The organism is Flavobacterium limi (genome assembly GCF_010645075.1).
GTDB classification, from domain to species: domain Bacteria; phylum Bacteroidota; class Bacteroidia; order Flavobacteriales; family Flavobacteriaceae; genus Flavobacterium; species Flavobacterium limi.
The window spans coordinates 206,805-227,646 of sequence record NZ_JAADZV010000005.1; the positions used below are offsets into that span (position 1 = coordinate 206,805).

A 20,842-nucleotide genomic window follows, 5' to 3' on the forward strand; every position below is an offset into this window, starting at 1 on the left:
CCAATATGTGCCTCAATAATAATGCGGCACGGTCCAGGATGTAAATTCACGCCGAACGTTAAACATTTTTAAAAATGCAGGGTGATGATGATTTAAGAGGGCTTGCCAAGATAATGGCATTTATGAGAGCAGTAAGTATCCTGATAGTACTGATGCATTTATACTGGTACTGTTATGGCTTTTTTATGGAAAGGGGATGGACAATGGAAACCATTAATAAGATTTTAGGCAGTTTCGACCGTAAAGCAGCTTTGTTTGCTAACGCACTTTATACGAAAATTTTTGCCGTATTGTTATTGGCTTTAAGCTGTCTGGGAACAAAGGGAGTAAAGAATTCGAAAATTACATGGCTGAAGATCTTTAGTGCTTTTAGCATTGGCTTTGTCTTTTTCTTTTTTAATAACTCGTTATTAAGGTTGCCAAAGGAAATAGCATTTTTCTTTTATATCCTGACCACGGGATTGGGCTACGTAGCTTTAATGCTGGCCGGAGTCTGGAGCAGTCGTCTTTTAAAAACGAATTTAATGGATGATGTTTTCAATAACGAGAACGAGAGTTTTCAGCAGGAGACCCAACTCATGCAAAATGAATTTTCGGTCAATCTTCCTACAAGATTTTATTATAAAAACAAATGGAATGACGGCTGGATTAATATCGTAAATCCATTTAGGGCAACAATTGTCCTGGGTACGCCGGGATCTGGTAAATCATATGCAATAATTAACAATTATATCAAGCAGCAGATTGAAAAAGGCTTTTCAATGTATATTTATGACTTCAAGTTTGATGATCTTTCCACAATTGCCTACAATCATTTATTAAAGCATCATCACAAGTACAAGGTCAAACCGACATTCTATATAATTAACTTTGATGATCCAAGAAAAAGCCATCGCTGCAATCCGCTTAATCCTGATTTCATGACCGATATTTCGGATGCCTATGAGGCGGCATATACCATAATGCTGAACCTGAACAGGAGCTGGATACAGAAACAGGGTGATTTCTTTGTGGAAAGCCCGATTATACTTTTGGCCGCCATTATATGGTTCCTTAAAATCTATGCAAATGGAAGGTATTGCACATTTCCGCACGCTATTGAATTATTGAATAAGAGATATGCGGACGTGTTTACAATCCTTACGTCCTATTCGGAGCTGGAGAACTATTTATCACCGTTTATGGACGCCTGGCAGGGAGGTGCACAGGACCAGCTGCAGGGACAGATTGCATCGGCTAAAATACCATTGTCCCGTATGATTTCACCAAGTCTTTATTGGGTTATGACGGGAGATGATTTTTCATTGGATATCAATAATCCAAAAGAGCCAAAGATATTATGCGTGGGTAATAATCCCGACCGTCAGAACATCTACTCAGCTGCGCTGGGCCTGTACAATTCACGCATCGTAAAACTTATCAATAAAAAAGGACAATTAAAAAGTTCGGTTATTATAGACGAGCTGCCAACTATTTATTTTCGCGGGCTCGATAATCTTATTGCTACTGCCCGTAGTAATAAAGTTGCTGTCTGTTTAGGATTTCAGGATTTTTCACAATTGAACAGGGATTACGGGGACAAGGAAAGCAAGGTTATCCAAAATACGGTAGGCAACATTTTCAGCGGTCAGGTGGTAGGTGAGACAGCAAAGAGCCTTTCGGAACGTTTCGGGAAAGTATTGCAGAAAAGACAAAGCATGAGCATCAATCGAAGTGATACATCTACCTCTATATCTACTCAGTTAGACAGCCTTATACCGGCCTCTAAAATTTCTACATTAACACAAGGGTTCTTTGTCGGGGCTGTGTCGGACAATTTTGACCAGCGAATTGAGCAGAAAATTTTCCATGCTGAAATTGTTGTAGATAATGCACTAATTGCCAATGAATCCAAATCCTGTCAAGAGATACCACAGATTTTATCCTTTATCGATGAAACTGGGGCAGATAATATGAAAAAAGAAATTGATGCCAATTATAAGCATATAAAACGAGATATAATCATGATTATTGAAATTGAACTGCAACGTATTAAAAATGACCCCGACTTGCAGCATTTAGTGCAAAAGGAGCAAAAAAAATGACCATCAATAATTTGATGGTCATTCCTGCGTACATACTTTTATAATTGAAAATCATTATAAATCTTTTTATTTACTAAAATCAAAAAAGCTTCCCGCTTGTTCATTTAATGCGATGCAGGCATTGAATTTCTTTCCGGCTTTGCTTTTCATTTCCTTTATTAAAGATGTTTTGCCTTTTGTGACAAGATTGTCAATTTCCGATAAAGGTAAATAAAAACCACAAATATTTCTGAACTGTATCCAGTTGCATACTTCATCTCGGCATTTAACAAACTTATCACTAATAATAAGTTGGTGGATTTTGCATTTTGGACAGATAAGTTGAGGGACGGTGCTCTCCGCAATCGAAGTTTGCAGTAATTCAGAAGTGATTAATGCCGTGTATGTTTCGATATCATTTTGAAAAGCTGCTGCATCATTCTGGTTATTCTCAATTTTCTCTAAGGCAGCTTCCCATTCTACAGTCATTCCTACATCGGCAATTTTCTTGTCTTTTACCAGTTCATAAACTTTTAGTCCTTTCGGAGTAGGTACCAGTGATTTTCCTTCCCTTTGTATGTAATTACGAGAAAAGAGTGTCTCTATAATGCCAGATCTCGTTGCCGCCGTACCAATACCCATATTTTGTAAGGCACTGTATTGTTCCTTGTTCTCGACTTCTTTTCCGGCAGTTTCCATTACAGATAAAACTCCCGCCTCAGTATAGAGAACCGGAGGTGTCGTTTGCTTTTCCACAACATTCACACTTTTAATTTTAATTTCATCACCGATTTTCAATGCGGGAAGTTCCTGCGGTGGATCATTGTCATAAAAACTGCCCCTGATCGCACGCCATCCTGACTCTATTATTTTGCTTTCTCTCAGGCTGTAATCATAATGTAAAACCTGTAATGCAATATGGGTCACTTCCCTGATGCATGGCTGCGAAATTGCTTCCAGAAGTCTAAAAGCAATCATTTTATAAACTGCGTTTTCCTTTGCTGGCAGGGCAGAAGGTATTCTCTCGGTAATCAGCAGTCCATGATGATCGGTTACACGCAGGTCATTCACTATGCGTTTGTTGAATTGGCCCCATTTAATTTTGGACACTGCCTGCCTGAATGCATCGCAATCCTGCAAAACTCTGATTAGTCCGGGAACTTCTGTCCACATATCTTCAGGAAGGAATCTGCTTCCGGTGCGTGGGTAGGTAATAAATTTCTTTTCATAGAGGCTTTGTGCAATACTTAGCGTTTCCTCAGCCGAAAGATTCAGTTTTGTATTGGCTTCTTTTTGCAGGCCAGTCAAATCAAAAAGTAATGGTGGATGTTCAGCCATGTTTTTGGTTTCTGCAGCTGTGACAAAAGCGGTATTTCCACTCCTTGTAATTGATTTTAACACGTTGTCTGCCGATTTTTTATCTTCCCATTTGTTTTGTGACAGGCTTTTAAAGTCAGTGAATTCTTTGGAATGTAATAATTCTAACTGCCAGTATTTCTTTATTGAGAAGTTTTTATTTTCAAGATAACGCCTGCATATCAAACCGAGTACAGGAGTCTGTACCCTTCCAAGTGAATAGATTCCATCACCTGCGGCAATACTCAATGCCTGCGACGCATTGATCCCTAATAGCCAGTCAGCCTGGCTTCTCACTTGTGCACATTTATACAGCGCGTCAAAATCACTGCCAGGCTTTAGATTGTCAAATCCCCGCTTAAGAGCTTTTTCAGTAAGTGAGCTAATCCATAGTCGCTCAAATGGCTTACTGCATTTGAGGAACTCGTAGATGTTTCGGAATATTAATTCACCCTCACGTCCGGCATCAGTTGCGGCAATAATCTTTTCACTCAGGCCAATAACACGTTCTATTATTCTTAACTGCTTTTCCGCTCCTGGATCAACAGTATGGCCTTTGTCATTTTTTATTTTACGGATCGTCAACAAAAAAGGGTTTGGCATTATGGGGAGTGCGGATTTCTTAAATCCTGAAATTCCGTAATCTTTCGGCATACCCAGTTCTAATAAATGTCCGAATGCCCATGTAACAAAATAGCCGTTACCGGTCAGGTAGCCATCTTTTTTTTCGGTGGCTCCGAGCAGTACGGCTATTTCCCTTGCTACACTAGGCTTTTCTGCAATAATTGTTATCATATGTTATTACATTTTACGCCCTTTTGATTTAGCAGGTGCATCGGACTCTTCTTGATGTTCCTGCTGTTTTTTTTCATCAGGAACTGTTTGCCCTGATTTTAAAGGTTCCTTGATGTTCTTAGTTGCTTCGTTCGTTTTGCCTTCGGAATTGACTGCGGTTTGTGTTTTATGCGCTTCCGAAGGTTTTATCTGTTCTTTGATTTTATCTGGATTTTGGAATGAAAATTCTGTTTTATTGGTTTCTTTGTTGTAAGTGATATATCCATTGTATTCCTTGCCTTTTTTATCCACGAGGCCGCTGATATAAACCGTGTGACCCTCTTTGAGCTTTTGATATTGTTCATTATCGAGTTCTTTGTCCCTAAAGTTTTTTGGTGCTCCCTCTATTTGGTTCTGCTGGTTGTTAGGAGTATTTCTGTCAAAGAGAAATTCTACAAAGCGTTTATCTGCATTGAACTGAACCGATGCATCAAACGTTTTTCCTTTATTGGAGACCATACCTTCTATTGGAAGCGGTTTCCCTTCCAGCAATGTTTGCTTTTGCTCTTCGTTAAGCTTTACTCCTTTAATTTCATCAGGGATTTTAATGAAATCCGTGCGCAGGGCCACCACCTCATTGGTTAGTCTGTCTATACTGATAATGGAGGGGCTGATTTCATTGTTTTTCGGATTGGTGAGATTTACTATTCGTCCCATATTGCCAGTTTGCAGTAGATTGTCTTTATCTTCCTTGCTGAACTCGTGACCGAAAAAAGGAAAATTCAGATTGGGTGATTTTCGGATGCCGTGAATGGCCAGCACGACCTGTCCTTCGTCGTTTTGTTTAAGGGATAGGCGTGCATCCATTCGGGTTATGGCAGTACCCAGGTTAAGGCTTACCGGTACAAGCTCATTTGTTTTGTATCCCTTTAGTAAAGGATCAAGCAAATTTAGTTTTTCAAGTTTCTCTTTGCTTAAGCCAAGATTGTTTAATGTCTCCCAGTCGATCTGTTCCGGTTTATATTTATATTCACTGGTTTCCGGATTTGTCTGTGTTGTTTCCATATTGTTTTTATTTTCTTGTTTATATTTCTTTTTTACTTCGTACTGTTTCATTAATTGTTCACCTTCAGGTGTGGGATGATCTAAGTGTTTCTGCATATCTTTTGAAGTATCAACAGCCAGCAGCGCCGGGATTTTGAAAAACGAAAAATTAGTTGGGTTTTTCAGCTGGCTAAAAAAATTCGAAAAGAAATTCGAAAACAAATCACCCTGTTTATCAACCCGCATAAACTGATTCTCATTTTTCCGGGTAGGGTCAACGGTTTCCAGATTGCCATTTTGATCAATGCCTTTTACGGCCAGGATTTTCTTTTTCTCCTTATCAAATACCAGCAGTATATCCGATAATTCTTCCTGAGTGTTAAGTATCTCTTTAATTTGTTCGCTCATAATTTTAAATTTTAAATTCATTTGCGAAATTAAAGAGTGAAAAAGTGCTGACTAGAAGCTGGAATCTTTTGGCATTATTTTTCACTCCCTGTCGTATGCTTTCGGCATTCGGACATTAAAACTTTCTCTGATGAACTGGTGTACATCAGATAGCTTATAATATATTTTACCGCTGATCGTATAATAGGGGAGCCTTCCAGAAGATCGGTAACGCTGCAATGATCGGGAACTAATCTTAAGCATCTGCAATATATCCTGGTTGTCCAAAAGCTCTTCGCCGTCAACACTTCCGCGCTTTTTTTCAAGTTCACTGATATGTGAGCTCATAAGATCGAATCGTTCTATGATTCGTTCCATCCAGGAAATGAATTCCATTCTGTCTATATTCATGGCCGTGTGTTTTGCATTATTGAAGCAAAGTTGCTACGTGCAAAATTTTTTCATTGCCAATGCCAGCCAATGTAAAATGCTGTTTTGTGAAAATTTTAACGGTTACACTAATTATACAACTATGTTGATTTTGTTAGGACAGATGAACATGCCGAAGCGATTATATATTATTGGCCACTCAATGCCAATTGCATCACATTGGTGGAGGATTGCAAGTTTCAAAATGCGCTAAAGCTCTTTTTCCATGTGCTGTTTAAGCGATGATTTGAGCTGATCCAGAAAAATGCTTTTGCTGTCGGTCCTGTCTTTCATCCTATGGAAGGCATGATGGACATCACCGAGCTGTATCCTGAATAGCAACTGAAAGACCATACTAATTTTACGAATTCCCGCTTTTCCGTGAGAAATGCTGCCCGATGCATGAAGTGCATAAATTAATTCAATCAGAGCATTCTTTGAATCTGTCCAGAAAAAATCTCTGTTAGCTGTGTTTCCATCTGAAAAAAAACTGGTTTGCTGCGTGTCAGGCTCAATTTTGGAGATCAGGTAGCTGTAGAGAAGTTCGTTGGCAATTATTCGCGCTACCTTATAATCGTAATAGGTAGAAAATTGAGTGTCAATTTCAAACACAAAACTATTAACTCCTTCATGAAGGTCTATCTTGCCCAGACAAAAAAAATGATGGTCCCATTCCGTTCTTCCTGAACGATAGTATCGATAGAAGTCTGTGGTATAAAAGTGGTCTTTATATTCTTGTTTTAGCAAATTAAGCTCGTTTGAAAAATATTTGTGATGCATTTTGCCGCTTACAACAGGACAGGATGCTTCAATGCGGAAGACTTTATTATAGAATATGAGTTTTCCGAGTATTTGGGGTTTAATACTTTTAAAAAAATTAATCTCTTCACTTTCATCAGAGAATCCTTTTTCTAAAACATTTTTTTTTACCGTACTAAGCAAGTTTCGAAGTACGGTAGTCATATGGTAGGATTTTTCAATTATATGTTCAGGATCTAAGCTGAATTGCTGTTCTGCTTTTCGAATAACCTGAAGTGCGTTCTCACATGTAGATCTTATCATGACAACAGAATTTAGATTTATTTGAACAAGGAAAAGCTGGGGCATTGCTGCCCGGAAATTTATGAAGTCACTTTTCGCTGGAATTATAATTTAGCTGGATAAGCGCGGAATATTGGTTTCATTCTGCAGTGTCTGCATAAGTTCCATAGCGTAGTTATCCCTGGCTTGCACGTAAGCCACTTTAGGTTTTATAGAAGCACCAAGTTTTTTCTTCTCAAAGTTTGCAGATATGCCAAAATCGATTCGCGGAATTTGAAGCTCTCGTGCTCTTTTGATCGTTTGGTATAAAAGCTGTCTGTACAAGTTGAAGCCCTCGCCAGCATTGTAGTCCATACCGATAAGTTCAGGAACATACACAATTCCTGAATTTTTATAGCAGAACATTATCCCGATGAAATCTTTTTCAGCTGAATTGTTTAGGGTCAAAATGATGAACTCCCAGTTTGGACAGCTGTTCATATTTTCAAATACTTCCCTGCTGTACGAAAAGGTATTTATGGCCAGGTTGCGGTCCTTTACATTGCAATATAACTCGTAAGCCCTTTCTAGCTCTGCTTGATTGAGGCAATCTTTTATTTGCACATCGTAGAATTTTTCATACGGTACTATTTCCCTATTGAAATGCTGACGGGAACGGGTTGAAAGCAGGGAACCGTAATTGTCAATTGATGGCCAGTTTTTATTTTCAATAACACATGATTCTGGCATATCAATTCTAAAATACCCTTGGTTTCTTATCATTTCATCCCAGTGGAATCCGGGCTCAAAATCACGCAGAATGAGCATATCCGCCCCTAAAGAGTTGTATGATTCTTCCAGCTTATTCAGTAGCAATCTCAGTGATTGCTCTGCCAGTGAATGACTCTCGTCAATGTAGCAGTGCTGCCCCTCGGTAAATAGCGATCCTATACTTAGTACTTTGGAAGTCATGTGCATAGCATCGGTTTTCCGAATTTCTTCAAGGTGTCTAGATACCGATTCAGTGGACAGCATATCATCTTTCCAGATTCCGAATGTGCAGAAAGTCATTAGGACAACCTGCATTTTTTGGTCACGGATTATATAATAAAAGAAATCCCATTTATTGGTCTGATCCTGGCTATTGGAGAACGTTTTCTCTAGATACAGCATTCCCCCCCAATCAAGGATATTATGAGTTCCCAAATGCTTGTTCCACTCCTGTTTATTGATGTTCTTAATACTTGTTTGCTTTTCAATATTGAGCAGTTCTGATTGCTGTTTTTTAGATGTACGTTTTGTACTGATATCCATTCTAAATGCCTGGCGTATTTTTTCATTACTGCTTCCTGTTTCTTCCACTGCTTTTTGGAAGTGGTAATCCATCGCACGGGCAAGTTCTGTTATATCTTTAATTTGATTATGTGCCGATATCGTGATACGGATTCCCGTATTTTTTATAGGCACAGCGGGATAAATACCAAGGTTAAGATAAAAGCCCTCCGAAAAAAGACGCTTGGTAAAATTATAAGCAGTAGCTGGAGTACCCATTCCTAGAAAGAAAACGGGGGAATCGTTTTCAGAGACTAAGGGCAGGCTGCTGTTTGAAAGAAGGGTACTGAAATGTGCTGTTTTTTTTGCAAGTTCAGCCTGGTGCTCATATATTTCCTCCGATAGATGTATGTCACAGGATGCGATTGCAGCGGCAACTGATGCCGGTTCAAGCTGCGCAGAGAAGGTTAGGGGGCCGCCAAAAGTCTTAATTTTTTCACGTAATTTACGATCGCTGCAGAAAAATGTAGCGCCGCTTGCACCAAAAGTCTTACTCAGCGTACTGACAACGACAATGTTTTCTTCCAGTGTTCCAATAGCATCAAAGATGAAACCAGTACCATTTTTACCCTTCCAGCTCATGCCATGAACATCATCAAAATAGAGGTGGAACTGCGGATACTTTCGGGAAAGGTTCAAAAGATCCTGTACTGGTGCATAGTCTCCGTACATGGAATAAACGCCATCGGCCATGTACCAGATTTTGCCGGATTTGCCACTGAGCATGCGAATTTTGTCTTCAAGCATTTCGAGATTATTATGGCGTATCATTTCTACCGGTATTCCTCTAAGCTTAAGGATCTGACAGGCATTTTGCACACTCCAGTGCGCCTGATGGTCTAGAATTACTGCATCTTCATCCCGTATCAGGGTAGGTATGATCGCCATATGGCCCAGGGTACTGTTCTTAGTTATGATTGGCTGTATATTATACATCAATTCAATCTTGCTTTCAAGTTCTGCATACAATGGATGTGAAAGATAAGTTTTAGATAGCGGAAACTGTGTTCCATAATTATTGATAGCGTTTATTGCAGCTTCTTTTAGCCTTTTATCCTGTTCAAGACCCAGATATCCGGTAGTGCCGAAATGGAGCATTTCGCTTCCTTTAATTTTTATGGTTCGCCCATTTAGATATGTACCTTCTGCATGAAGATGTAACAGGCCTTGATCCTTGGCACTGGAAAAAACAGTATCTACTGTGTCGATAAAATTGTTGTGTTTTATTTTTGCCATTTCTATAAATTTTTTGGTTTAGATTTGTGTTTTTGTAAATGTCTGAAAATTAGATATCTAAAATTCATTATAAAAATTGAAAGCGCTTTTACTTACAGATATTTTATTCCCAATTTGGCAAGGGTAATTCCCGATTTGACAACAAATCACGATGTTTTGCAAGAAATAATCCACATTTGACAATGATAATGTTTCTAAATCTTTATATTTTTGTTAAATTTCAAGTTTAAATAAAACAGGTCATGATCGCCTCACATGAATCTTTTGAAAATCAAAATGCACGTTTTTGGATTGAAAGGGGAATCCTCTTTTTCGAATATAAAGCTAATACAGCAATAGATTTACAAGTCGCCGTGCGTGTAGTTGCAGACAGGATTGCATTTCAAAATGAAAGGCAATTTCCTGTATTTTGTGATACAAGGGGAATAACCTCAATTGACAAGGCAGCCAGGGACTATCTGGCTAAATCAGGTTCATTGCTTGCAAAAGCAGTCGCTCTCATTGGTAGTGAAAACGTTTCTATGACTATGAGCACTTTTTATCTGGAAATCAGCAAGCCATCCGTGCCTACACGAATTTTTACCGTTGAGCAGGAGGCTTTGGATTATCTGACGGATTTCGTTTAGTAATAGCACTAACAGTTTACACAGCATTATATAATAATTTGTAAAAATGAAAAGCCCTCACAACCGCCAGAGGATGGTATCGATGCACAAGATGTTATTTGAAATGGCAAGGGGCAATTTCAATAACCAAATCCCTTTGAGTAGCTATGACGACGAAATTGAAACCTTGGTAGTGCTAGTCAATATGGTAGCTGAAGAACTTAAAGAGTCCGCTTTTCATTCAGGTTTTGTCAACCCCTATATTACCCATAGAATGATTACACCTGCAACTTTTATCCTAGATGAGAACCATTCCATAAAAGATGTAAATCAAGGTGCGTTGAAAATTTTGGGTTATGATTCGATAGAAATGCTCAGCAGGCCAATACAGGAATTCTTGTTGGATGATTTCTCCGATATGTCAGATCGTGAGAGAAAAGAGTTGGAGGAAATACTTCTATCAGGTGAAATCATTACGCTAAATTTCATAACATATAAAAAGCTGATAGTAAGCGCCGAATGCTCGGTTTCAAGATTGTCAGAAGGTAAGTTTACAGTACTAAGCTTCATAGCTCCCTTTCTCCAGCTTGATGACGCTGTTCCGGAATCATACGAAACAAAAGAACAAAAGCAGCATAATTTTAGAAAAGCCGATGCGCGGTTGATGCAGGGTGTCTATGATTACGTACTCGCGAATTTGGCAGAGCCATTACCGTCAATAAAGGAATTGGCAAGACTTTTTGGAACAAATGATTTTAAGCTCAAAGATGGATTCCGGTATTTTTTTCATACAAGTATTTATCAGTTTTATACAGAAGAGAGACTCAAAAGAGCATATCTTATGATAGAGCAGACAGATATTCCATTGAAAAATATTTCTTTTATGAACGGCTTCAATAGTTATCCTAATTTTTCTAAATCATTTAAGAAGCGATTTGGCTTTTCTCCAAAAGAACTCGGTCGGAATAAAACAGGTGGCTTTTTTTCAGCGATTGATTTTAATCCTTCTTAATTAATTATCGCTCCCGATTGTATAAGTGTTATTGATTTGTAATTCAGAATTTTACATTGTTGAATTCAAATCGACTAGTTATGAAACTGAATATGAATACGGGATTTAAAAAGTATGTAGTAGAGGTAATTTGCCTGCTGTATATACTGCTGTTTGTGTATGCGGCTGTAAGTAAACTTTTTGATTTTGAAAGATTTCAAGTGCAGTTAGGGCAGTCTCCCCTATTGAGCGTATATGCAGATTGGGTATCTTGGAGTGTTATTGCTGCTGAACTATTAACAGCATCATTTCTTGCCATTCCGAGATATAGAACAACAGCTTTACTAGCCTCGCTGGGCATTATGACAATGTTTTCGGTCTATATATTTATTATTTTAAATTTCAGTTCTTTTGTTCCCTGCAGCTGCGGAGGAATATTAGAGAAAATGAGTTGGAATGTCCATCTTATTTTTAATCTCTTTTTTATAGCTCTCGCTGCTCTAGGCGCATTTGTAAATATTCAGCTAAAGTGTTACGTGCAGTATCACATTACAATACCTCAAATAATCTTGCTGCAGGCAGGTATTATAACGATGAGTAGTTTAGTTGTTTTGGGACTGTATCTTACATCGGAGAGTATGATACATGAAAACAATCCCTTTTTAAGAAGATATCCGCAGCATCCTGTGGAATTTGTTAATTCGATGGATTTAAAATACACTTCACAGTACATTGCAGGCATCTCAAAAGATAAAATATATATAGGTAATTACGAATATCCAACCTATATCCTTTCAATAAACAAAAATTTAAGTCACAAAAAATTAGAGAAAATACACTTTGATGTGGCTAAATTCCCTTTTCAAATGATTACAGTAACAGTACAGGAACCTTACTTTTACCTGTCTGACGGCGTAGTTCCGGTACTGCTTAGAGGTGATGTAAAAAGCTGGAAAGTTACAAAAGAATTGCTGGGAGTTCCGCATTTTACAAGAATAGTTCCCATTGACAGTACAAAAGCAGTCTTTAGGTCCAATAATTCAAAAAATCTGGCCAATGTATTAGGTGTTTATAAGTCAGATTCCGTCACTAAAATAGTGTACAGAAGAGAACTACTGCAGACTCAAAGCGACGGTATTTTTGATACAGACGGAATACTTTTATACAGCAGAGAAACTGGAAAAATAATTTACCTCTATTATTACCGCAACGAATTTTTAACTGCGGATAAAAACGGATACTTGCTCAACAGAAGCCATACGATAGATACTATCAGTACTGTGAAATTTAAAATTTCAAAATTAGATAAAGGCAGACAATATTTAGTTTCTTCTCCGACTCTTGTTGTAAATGCTAATGCAGCTGTTTATAAAAATCTGCTATTTGTTCATTCCACAGTTAAAGGAAGATACGAAAATGAAAAATTATGGGAGAAGTCTTTTATAATTGATGTTTATGACTTAAATACAAATACATATCGTTTAAGTTTTCCTGTTTATCGCACCACAAGTAATGAGCTTACTAATTTTAGAGTAGACGGTGGAAATTTGTATGTGGTTATGAGGAACAATCTTGCAGTTTATAAGCTGAATACTATTCTAAAGAAAGAGTTTAAATAAAATTATTTTAAACCTAAAAATATACCGGCCGGTTTCAGGAAGCAGATCGAACACCTGTAGAAAAAAGTAGATCAGATTATTATTTAAATTTAATTATTATGAAAACCTTATTTGTTAAAAACGTGATGCCTGCTGCTGTTGCAGTTCTGGCAATTGCAGGAGCTTTTGCAACCACATCGATGCAGAGCACGGCAAAGAATAAAACTGTCGCCATACAACAGGGATATTATCCTGATGCTTCCAACAAATGTACCCAGGGTCCTGTAAATTGTTCGGATATTGAAAAAGAGCAGTTGTGTCGCCTCAATGTTACTTCGGGACCAACTGTATTTGAAACGGATGATCAGAATAATTGTGTTCAGCCATTATACCGTATAGTGAATGGACAGTAAGTTCTTTTTAAAAGCAGGACAATGCAGTTCCAGTGATGGAACTGCATTTTTATGTTAATTTTTTACATGAAATTAATTTGTACTCTCCGTTATCCAGCTGGGCGAGTGATCGTCTTTTAAATAATAATTAAACCATTCCATAGTTCTGACAGTAATGTCTTTTTGATTTTCAGGATTTAGCAGTAAATGACCTTCATCGGGATAGAGAATCATATTGCTTCTTTTCTTTAGTCTTCGCAATGCGAGGTAAAATTCCAAACTCTGGCGATGATCAACTTGTTTGTCATTTTTACCAGACCAGATGAGTACAGGTTTTTTAATTTTTGATACATGCCTGATTGGGGAATTTGCATCATATCGGTCAGGATAGTCAGAAGGAGAACCTCCCATATTTGTCTGTTCTTTTTCAAACCTCCACATTTCCGGCTTACCTTCTCTGCCGACAGAATAATATCGACTAACTAGATCAATAGGAGCACCACTAGCAACAGAAGCTGCAAAAAGTGCAGTCTGTGTAACTATAAAGGCAGATTCATAACCTCCATATGAATGGCCAATAAGCCCAACTTTCTCTGGAAGAATAAGATTTTTACTAATTACTTTTGCTACTGCAGCTGTTACGCAGTCTAAGGCCGATATCCCAGCATTGTGATCCTTTGATATGATATCAGGAAGAAGCACAAAGTAGCCGTTCAAAGTCATTAATGTAGCATTAAATCCTGCGGCATTATAGAAAGTCGGATTCTCATATATGTGTAGTTCATATGCTTTTTCCTGATATATATTTACAATCATTGGGTATTTTTTTTCTGGATCGTAATTGGCTGGATACAACAGCACTCCCTTCAGTGTATCGCCCTTGGAGTTCTGAAATTCTAACAGCTCTGATCTTCCCCAAAAGTATTTTTCTTGTTGGGGATTGCTTTTAAAAAAAACAGTTTGAGCAGATGAGGAGACATCTATGGATAGAAGTCTTGGTGACTGGTCAAAGTTTTGTTCCCTGAATATAATACTTTTTTTATTTTCTGTAAACTGAAACTGGTCTGTACTTCTGTCCGTAAAGTAAAGCTGATTCTCGCCGACGTTTTTTTTCCATAAAAAGCATCCTGTTTTTCCGTCGTGGCCTTTTGCAAGTAGGAATAAAGTTTTAGTAAGATCAATGGTTTCGAGAAGCGGACCATTATAGATCACTTTTTGATGTCTGCTGTCAGGATTTATAATGCGGTAGATGATTTTTTTCTCTCTACCTTTTGTTAATCTTTTTGCTTTTTTTCCGTCTGGATTTATGATCCAGATGTCATATTGGTCATACAGTATAATTTCTTTATCTCCGTTTGTCCATCCTGGATTTCCGTAAACAGATTCAGGGACAAGCTCCTGCTTTTTTCCTTTGAATTTGACACCAAGTCCCGATGTGATATTGGTGTGCGTATCACTGGAGGGGCTATATAACCACCAGTTATCGTCTTTAAAATACGCAAAGTATTTGCCGGCCGGCGATGGGTTCAGTGCCTCAGAATCCCATGCATGTTTTTTTAAGAATATTTTCTTCTCAAAAGTCTTTAAATTTAACGTATAGAAATCTCTGGGACCTTCATACTCGAACTGTGGCTCGTATGCTTTTCGGTTTGAAAGGTATGAATACTTCATCGCGCCGTCCATCATAATGGCAGGCAGTTCGTCTGAAGTAATTACATTTGTCTTTCCGGAAACAGGATTCCATACTGCCGACTTTGAAGTGCCTTGAAAGACCTGTTGTGATTTTTCATAAGGATAGATCCATTTATCATTTGTACTCCACACTTCTGCCTTTATTTTTTTCTGTTCTATTACACCAGCTGTATTTTTTTTAACGGCAAAAAAAATGCTTTGTAGATCGTCGGATATCATAATTTTCAGCTGTCGACTAACTGTGACACTCCAGTTTTTGAAAAATAAAGAATCAGTTTTTGGGCCAAGCTCATATATTTTATTGTTTTTAATGTTATAGAAGTAAAGAATATTCCTGCCCGGATCACTATATTCTTTTATAAATGCAACAGCCTGACCATGTTTTTGCCAGACGGGAGAGGTAAATTTTTCTGGAGATTTCTTTTGAATCCAGTTAATCAGAGCAGGGTTTTTAAGGCTGATGACTGCAGTACTGTAGCCGTCTGTCCGTGAAGCAGTAAACCAAAGTTTTTGCTGTGTCGGACTAAGCAGATAATCACTAACATCAGGAATCTTTTTAATCCTTCCAGTCTTAAGTGAAAAAATTTCAAGGAAGCTATTTTGAGATGCTGTATCAATCTGATAAATCAGCTGCGACTCTTTATCACTGAAGGAATAAGATTTTACTTCTTTAATAATTTTCTCTTCTAGTCTTTTTAAGTCAAGGATATGAAGTTCTTTATTGATCATGCATACAAAGATATCCTGCATGAATCTACCATTTTCACCATGTGGAAAAGCAAATGAAGTCTTTTTAAAAATATTTCGCACAAATAGGGTATCTGCGCCTTTTTCATATTCAATTTTATAAGATGCCCATTTTTCATCTGGGCTTATTTTTTGCAATACAGTTTCTCCCCATTTGTGATACTCTTCGGGAGTAAGTATTTTTTTTTGCACTGCCTGTCCCCACAAAGGACAGGCTACTAATGGCAAAATAAATAAAAAAAATGGACATTGCATCCTGCGGAACTGAATGGTTCTGCGGTGCTTCTTTATTATATTCAATAACATAATTTAAAATTTTAATAGCCTGGATTCTGAGGCATAAGATTTTTATTCAGAGTAAGTTCACTTTGGGGGATTGGCATTAAATTATCAGTTGAATTCCAACCTGATTTACTATCTCCAAGCACACTGTCGAGCATCCCGGTACGTTTGAGATCAAAAAAACGGTGTCCCTGTTCGGTAAATAATTCATGTCTTCTTTCTATGATTAAAGCAGTAATGATTTCCTGTTGCGTTACAGCTGAAGTATCATTAAGCCCTGCACGGTTTCTGACTTTATTCAGATCTTCTTTGGCACCTATCAGATCACCTTGATAGACCCTTGCTTCTGCCCGAATTAAATACTGTTCTGCCGTTCTGAAAATTATTGAGTATTCCTTTGATACAGTGGTGGCGTTATTTTCTTTGTATTTAAAAGGATGATAAAAGACTGCGGTATTTTTTGAGACTGTTTTTATCCAGCCGGATCGGCGTAGATCTCCAGGCTCAAATGAGTTTACAAGACTTCCTGTAAGAGATACCTGCGGAGGTGGAACGGTAGTAAAAGTAAAATAAGTGGCTTCTGCTGTATTTCTTCCAGCTACTCCCGCTTGAAGCTGCCAGATGGTTTCTCGGGATGTAACAAGGAAAACTTTGTCTGTAGTTTCAAGCGTGTAGATCTCTTGCTGATTTAAAACCGAAGATGCCATGTTCGATGCAGATTCATATAATTTGGCATATAGGTAGATTCTGGACAGAAGAGCTTTAGCGGTAATAGAATTTGGGCGCACACGGTTCTGATCAAGATACTGTAAAGGAAGGAGTTCTGAGGCATTTTTCAGATCAGAGCTTATTTTTTCATACAGAACGGCAACGGAAGTTTTTGAGACCGAGCTGTTTTTCTTGTAATCAGTATCCGTAATATAAGGAATATCTCCAAACAGTTGTGCAAGATAGAAATGGAGTAGTGATCTAATAAAGAGGGCTTCACCTTGAAGCTGTTTTTTCTGTTCTAACGTAAGATTCTGAGACTTCTCTGTACCTTCAATGATTGCATTTGCAGCATAAATCTGATTGTAAGATGCATTCCAAAACCCGTTGACAGTTGTGTTTGATGGAAGCAGAGAATTTTTGTAAAAATTCACGCTGAAATTATTAGGTGTCTCACTACTGACCAGTTCGTCAGTATAATTGCCTAGAGTATTTGAGATTCCCTGACCTGTACCTGTTAAAATGCCTTTATCCCTAATATTAGAATAAATATTAAGAAGTGCTGCTTCAGCAGTGTTATAATCCTCAAATACTGCTGATGAGGCAAGCTGTGATTTTGGAAGATCCACTTCCAGAAAAGACTCACATGACGAAATGATAACAGTCGTTGTAAGGAACAATGCATACAATGTTATTCTATAAAATGCCTTCATAATAATTTGTTTAAAAAATTAGCTGTATGCCTGCGGTGATTACTTTAAGAGGCGGCAGAAATCCGTAACTAAGGAATTCAGGATCACCGTCAGGGTACTTAGTAAATGTTAAAAGATTTTGACCCTGAATCATAATTTTAAGCTGTGTTTCATTATGTTTCAAAGGGACATTATAGGATAGAGAAATATTCTTAAGCCTGATAAAAGAAGCATCAGTAATTGAAGCTGTACTTTCGTCCAGTAAATAATTTCCCGTGAGCGCATCATCGTTGTAGCCTGTAGTGTAGATTTGGTAAGGAGTAGAGTTTCCAGGCTGATTCCAGCTATTTACAATTCTTTGTTGCTGGTTGGACATCATTCCAGCAGGACCCATTGGATAAGTTTTGTTTTTCTGTTTTACAAACTGAAATAGAAAATCTAATGAAAGACGTTTATATATTAGCTGATTTTGAATTCCTCCGTAGTATTTTGGACTAAAATCCGCAACTGTCTGTTTGTCTTCAGGAAAAGTTATTAAACCGTCTCCATTTTTATCTTCAAATTCGTAAATGCCGTTCTGCTGATTTACGCCTTTGAAATTGTACTGCAGTTCAATATTAATTGGACTTCCTATTCTGTATTTTTCGCTATATGGCGATGTTTCAAGATCTGGAAAAGAAACCAGCTTGTTTTTTGCAAAGGTCAGATTTATGTTAGTGGTCCAGGAAAAATTTTTAAGTGCAAAATTTGCAGTTCGTAGGGTAAGTTCAAGCCCGCTGTTTTCAACCACTGCATTTAGATTTGCCTGTATGGAATTAAAACCTGTTGTTCCAGGCAACGGCAATCCTACAAGCTGATTTGATGATCTGTTCTGATACCATGCTATCGTTGTAAAAATGCGATCTTGATGAAAACCCAGTTCAGCCGCGACTTCAAATTTTTTATTTATCTCCCATCTAAAATCTGCATTATACAAACGGGAAGGGGCAAGCCCTGTAATGCCATTATAAATTGCGCTCGAAGTAGTATAGGTGTCCAGAAACTGGTAATCGCCAATCTGGTCGCTACCAGTCGTACCGTAACTTGTTCTGATTTTTCCGAAACTAAGCCATTTACTATTCTTAAAAAAACTTTCTTTAGAAAAGAGCCATGCAAAACCTCCTGCACCAAAATTGGCATACTGGTTTCTTGGCCCGAAACGGCTTGATCCGTCTCTTCTCGCCGTTAGATTCAAAATGTAACGTTGGTAAAGATTATAATTTATGCGTCCAAAGAAAGCCTGGTATTTATATAAAGTTTCATCATTGCTAAGTACACGGATAACCCTTGCAGCAGCCATATTGTACATTAGGCTATTTGAATTAAAGCCCGTTCCTGACTGTACATTTCTGTTGTTTCTCTGGCTCTGAAAAGTTGAACCAACCAGAATATCCAGACTACTTGATTCAAAGTCCTTTTTCCAGTTTATCTGCGGCTCTACAATCCATGAGGACCTCCCTGTATTATTAACAAACAGGATTGAACTTGCACTGGTTACGTTGAGCGAAGGATTATAAATCGTGGATGGCACAACACGTGTTTCATCATTAAAAAGGCTAGTGTACCCTAGATTGGTCTTAAATGATAACGCGCTGGAAATTTCATAAGAGATAATTGTATTTGCTGTGAGATCATTTGTTTTGGACTTAAATTCTGTATTAAGATTTGCAAGCGGATTAATCCATGTTCCATTTTCCCAATTTAATTCTCCGCCAGGATTGAATAGTGCAGGTGCATTTGGAGGGAGCGATCTGGCATCATATGTTAGATCAAATGACGGCTGATTATTTGACTGAATATTATATCCAGTTGAAAAAGAGAATTTAAATTTGGAATCATTGGACTGATGATTAATACTTATTTGTCCGCTTCCTTTGCTGTAAAGAAAGTCGCCCGGGAAAACAGTGCTCTGTGTATGATAAGAGCCTCCTGCCAGAAACTGAGTATTTTCAGAACCCCCGGATATTGTAGCATTAAGATCAGTAATTTGTGCTGTTCCTCCCAGGAATTCTTTCTGCCAGTTTGTGTAACGGTTTTGGTCCCATGTTCCATTGACATCATAATCAAGGGGACTATATTCAGCTAGTCCGTCATTTATAAAGGCCTGCTTTCGCATTTTTAGGTATTGTTCTGTATTCATCAGTTTGAGAAAATGTGTTACCCTTCCTGCTCCTGTGGAGGTGTTGATGCTAAATTTTGTCCGGCCTTGTTTTCCTTTTTTGGTAGTAATTAACACTACCCCATTTGCTCCCCTGGAACCGTATATAGACGTTGCGTCTGCATCTTTTAAGATTTCAATGCTTTCAATTGTGTCTGGATTAATTCCGTTGAGCGGACTGGTGCGAGTTGGAAAAGATGTGCTAGTCTGTGCGGATCCTATAGATTCAGAAGAAAAAGGTACACCGTCAATGATATAAAGCGGAGTATTTCCTTCTGAACGAAGACTGTTCTGTCCTCTGATTTTTATATCAAAGCCTCCGCCAGGAACTCCTGTGGTCTGTGTAATGGAAACACCGGCCATACGTCCCTGCATGGTAGCTAGAACATTTGTTACAGGCTGTGTCTCAATATCTTTAGAAGTAATACGAGCAATACTTCCAGTTCGTTCACTTTCTTTTACAGAATAGTATCCTGCGTTAACTCGAACTTCCTGCAGAGTGGTTGTATCATATATCAGTTGGACATCGACTTTTGTACGACCTTTTACAAGTATTAGTGCGGTTTTAAAACCAATAAATGATACTATTAAAGTATCCTGTGGGGAGGCTGAAAGGCTGTATTGACCATTATAATCTGAAATAGCTGTAGAATTAGTTTTATTCTTTACAGTAATAGTAACTCCGGGCAATGGATTGCTGCCATCGCTTATAGTTCCTTGAATTTGATGCTGTTGAATAAAGAAGAAATTATTCCGATAAAAATTTTTGGCGCAAACGGACGAAAAAGACAAGAGCATACCCATAAAAATTAGGCAATAAAGAGCTTTCCCATCCTTGTAGAATGAATAATTATTCATAATATTGGAATTGGTTAGTTAAACGAAGATTTGATTAGCTATGGTCCTCTGCGCTAGTTTGGTCGCTGCAGCAGAGGGCCATTTTTTATGCATTAAGTAAACGGCTTAATGATCATAAGGAGTATAAATTTATTTCACAGACAAAGCGTTTAGTTCGACTTCATAATGCGAATCTTAAAACAAAAACAGGAGAAATATCGCCAAGAATAACAGTGAGTTTTGAGCATAAAAAAGCGTGGTACTCATCTTAAACGTCTCTGGTACTTGGCATGACCTCCCACGAATAAGCGAGCCCACGCCAATAGACGTGAGCATCTTACTTATCATCTCGTGGATTAAACTGCCAAGTTTTGAGCCGAGATTCTAAGCGAATGCTTCAATTTTTTTTACTTGAAGAATCGCAAAAATACATTTTCTGTATGTATTTGAAATACAAATA

At 37.9% G+C, this 20,842-nt stretch carries 13 protein-coding genes; 5 read left to right on the plus strand and 8 right to left on the minus strand.

Annotated features, from left to right (window positions below; genetic code table 11):
- Window positions 1-74: 74 nt before the first annotated feature.
- On the plus strand, window positions 75-2,084 hold the full coding sequence (gene mobC, locus GXM16_RS12355) for a conjugal transfer protein MobC (protein WP_163394744.1): 2,010 nt from the start codon (window positions 75-77) through the stop codon (window positions 2,082-2,084).
- Between the two features lie 66 nt (window positions 2,085-2,150).
- Here mobC and GXM16_RS12360 read toward each other — a convergent pair whose 3' ends face one another.
- From GXM16_RS12360 to GXM16_RS12380, 5 genes are all read right to left on the minus strand, one after another.
- A complete protein-coding gene (locus GXM16_RS12360) occupies window positions 2,151-4,214 on the minus strand; it encodes a type IA DNA topoisomerase (protein ID WP_163394745.1) in 2,064 nt (687 codons plus the stop codon).
- A 6-nt stretch (window positions 4,215-4,220) separates the two neighbouring features.
- Window positions 4,221-5,645 (minus strand): DUF3945 domain-containing protein, encoded by a 1,425-nt coding sequence (locus GXM16_RS12365; RefSeq protein ID WP_163394746.1) that lies wholly within the window; start codon window positions 5,643-5,645, stop codon window positions 4,221-4,223.
- 81 nt (window positions 5,646-5,726) lie between these two features.
- The gene (locus GXM16_RS12370) at window positions 5,727-6,035 is read right to left on the minus strand and encodes a helix-turn-helix domain-containing protein (protein ID WP_163394747.1); all 309 of its coding nucleotides are present in this window, start codon (window positions 6,033-6,035) and stop codon (window positions 5,727-5,729) included.
- Window positions 6,036-6,263: 228 nt separating this feature from the next.
- Window positions 6,264-7,115, minus strand: a complete 852-nt coding sequence (locus GXM16_RS12375; protein ID WP_163394748.1) for an RteC domain-containing protein — start codon at window positions 7,113-7,115, stop codon at window positions 6,264-6,266.
- Window positions 7,116-7,205: 90 nt separating this feature from the next.
- On the minus strand, window positions 7,206-9,641 hold the full coding sequence (locus GXM16_RS12380; RefSeq protein ID WP_163394749.1) for an aminotransferase class I/II-fold pyridoxal phosphate-dependent enzyme: 2,436 nt from the start codon (window positions 9,639-9,641) through the stop codon (window positions 7,206-7,208).
- A gap of 242 nt (window positions 9,642-9,883) precedes the next feature.
- Here GXM16_RS12380 and GXM16_RS12385 point away from each other — a divergent pair, with 242 nt between their 5' ends.
- From GXM16_RS12385 to GXM16_RS12400, 4 genes are all read left to right on the plus strand, one after another.
- Window positions 9,884-10,267 carry a DUF7793 family protein gene (locus GXM16_RS12385; RefSeq protein ID WP_163394750.1) on the plus strand — a complete coding sequence of 128 codons (384 nt, stop codon included), beginning with the start codon at window positions 9,884-9,886 and terminating at the stop codon, window positions 10,265-10,267.
- A gap of 46 nt (window positions 10,268-10,313) precedes the next feature.
- The gene (locus GXM16_RS12390) at window positions 10,314-11,258 is read left to right on the plus strand and encodes a helix-turn-helix domain-containing protein (protein WP_163394751.1); all 945 of its coding nucleotides are present in this window, start codon (window positions 10,314-10,316) and stop codon (window positions 11,256-11,258) included.
- A gap of 80 nt (window positions 11,259-11,338) precedes the next feature.
- Entirely contained in the window at window positions 11,339-12,856 is a 1,518-nt protein-coding gene (locus GXM16_RS12395; protein WP_163394752.1) for a DoxX family protein, read from the plus strand.
- A gap of 98 nt (window positions 12,857-12,954) precedes the next feature.
- Entirely contained in the window at window positions 12,955-13,248 is a 294-nt protein-coding gene (locus GXM16_RS12400) for a DUF6520 family protein (protein WP_163394753.1), read from the plus strand.
- A gap of 72 nt (window positions 13,249-13,320) precedes the next feature.
- Here the strand turns inward: GXM16_RS12400 and GXM16_RS12405 are convergent, their stop codons facing one another.
- From GXM16_RS12405 to GXM16_RS12415, 3 genes are read right to left on the minus strand one after another with little or no spacing between them, the layout of a single operon-like run.
- On the minus strand, window positions 13,321-15,972 hold the full coding sequence (locus GXM16_RS12405) for an alpha/beta hydrolase family protein (RefSeq protein WP_163394754.1): 2,652 nt from the start codon (window positions 15,970-15,972) through the stop codon (window positions 13,321-13,323).
- A gap of 11 nt (window positions 15,973-15,983) precedes the next feature.
- A complete protein-coding gene (locus tag GXM16_RS12410) occupies window positions 15,984-17,369 on the minus strand; it encodes a RagB/SusD family nutrient uptake outer membrane protein (protein WP_163394755.1) in 1,386 nt (461 codons plus the stop codon).
- 10 nt (window positions 17,370-17,379) lie between these two features.
- On the minus strand, window positions 17,380-20,403 hold the full coding sequence (locus GXM16_RS12415) for a SusC/RagA family TonB-linked outer membrane protein (RefSeq protein ID WP_163394756.1): 3,024 nt from the start codon (window positions 20,401-20,403) through the stop codon (window positions 17,380-17,382).
- Window positions 20,404-20,842: the final 439 nt, after the last annotated feature.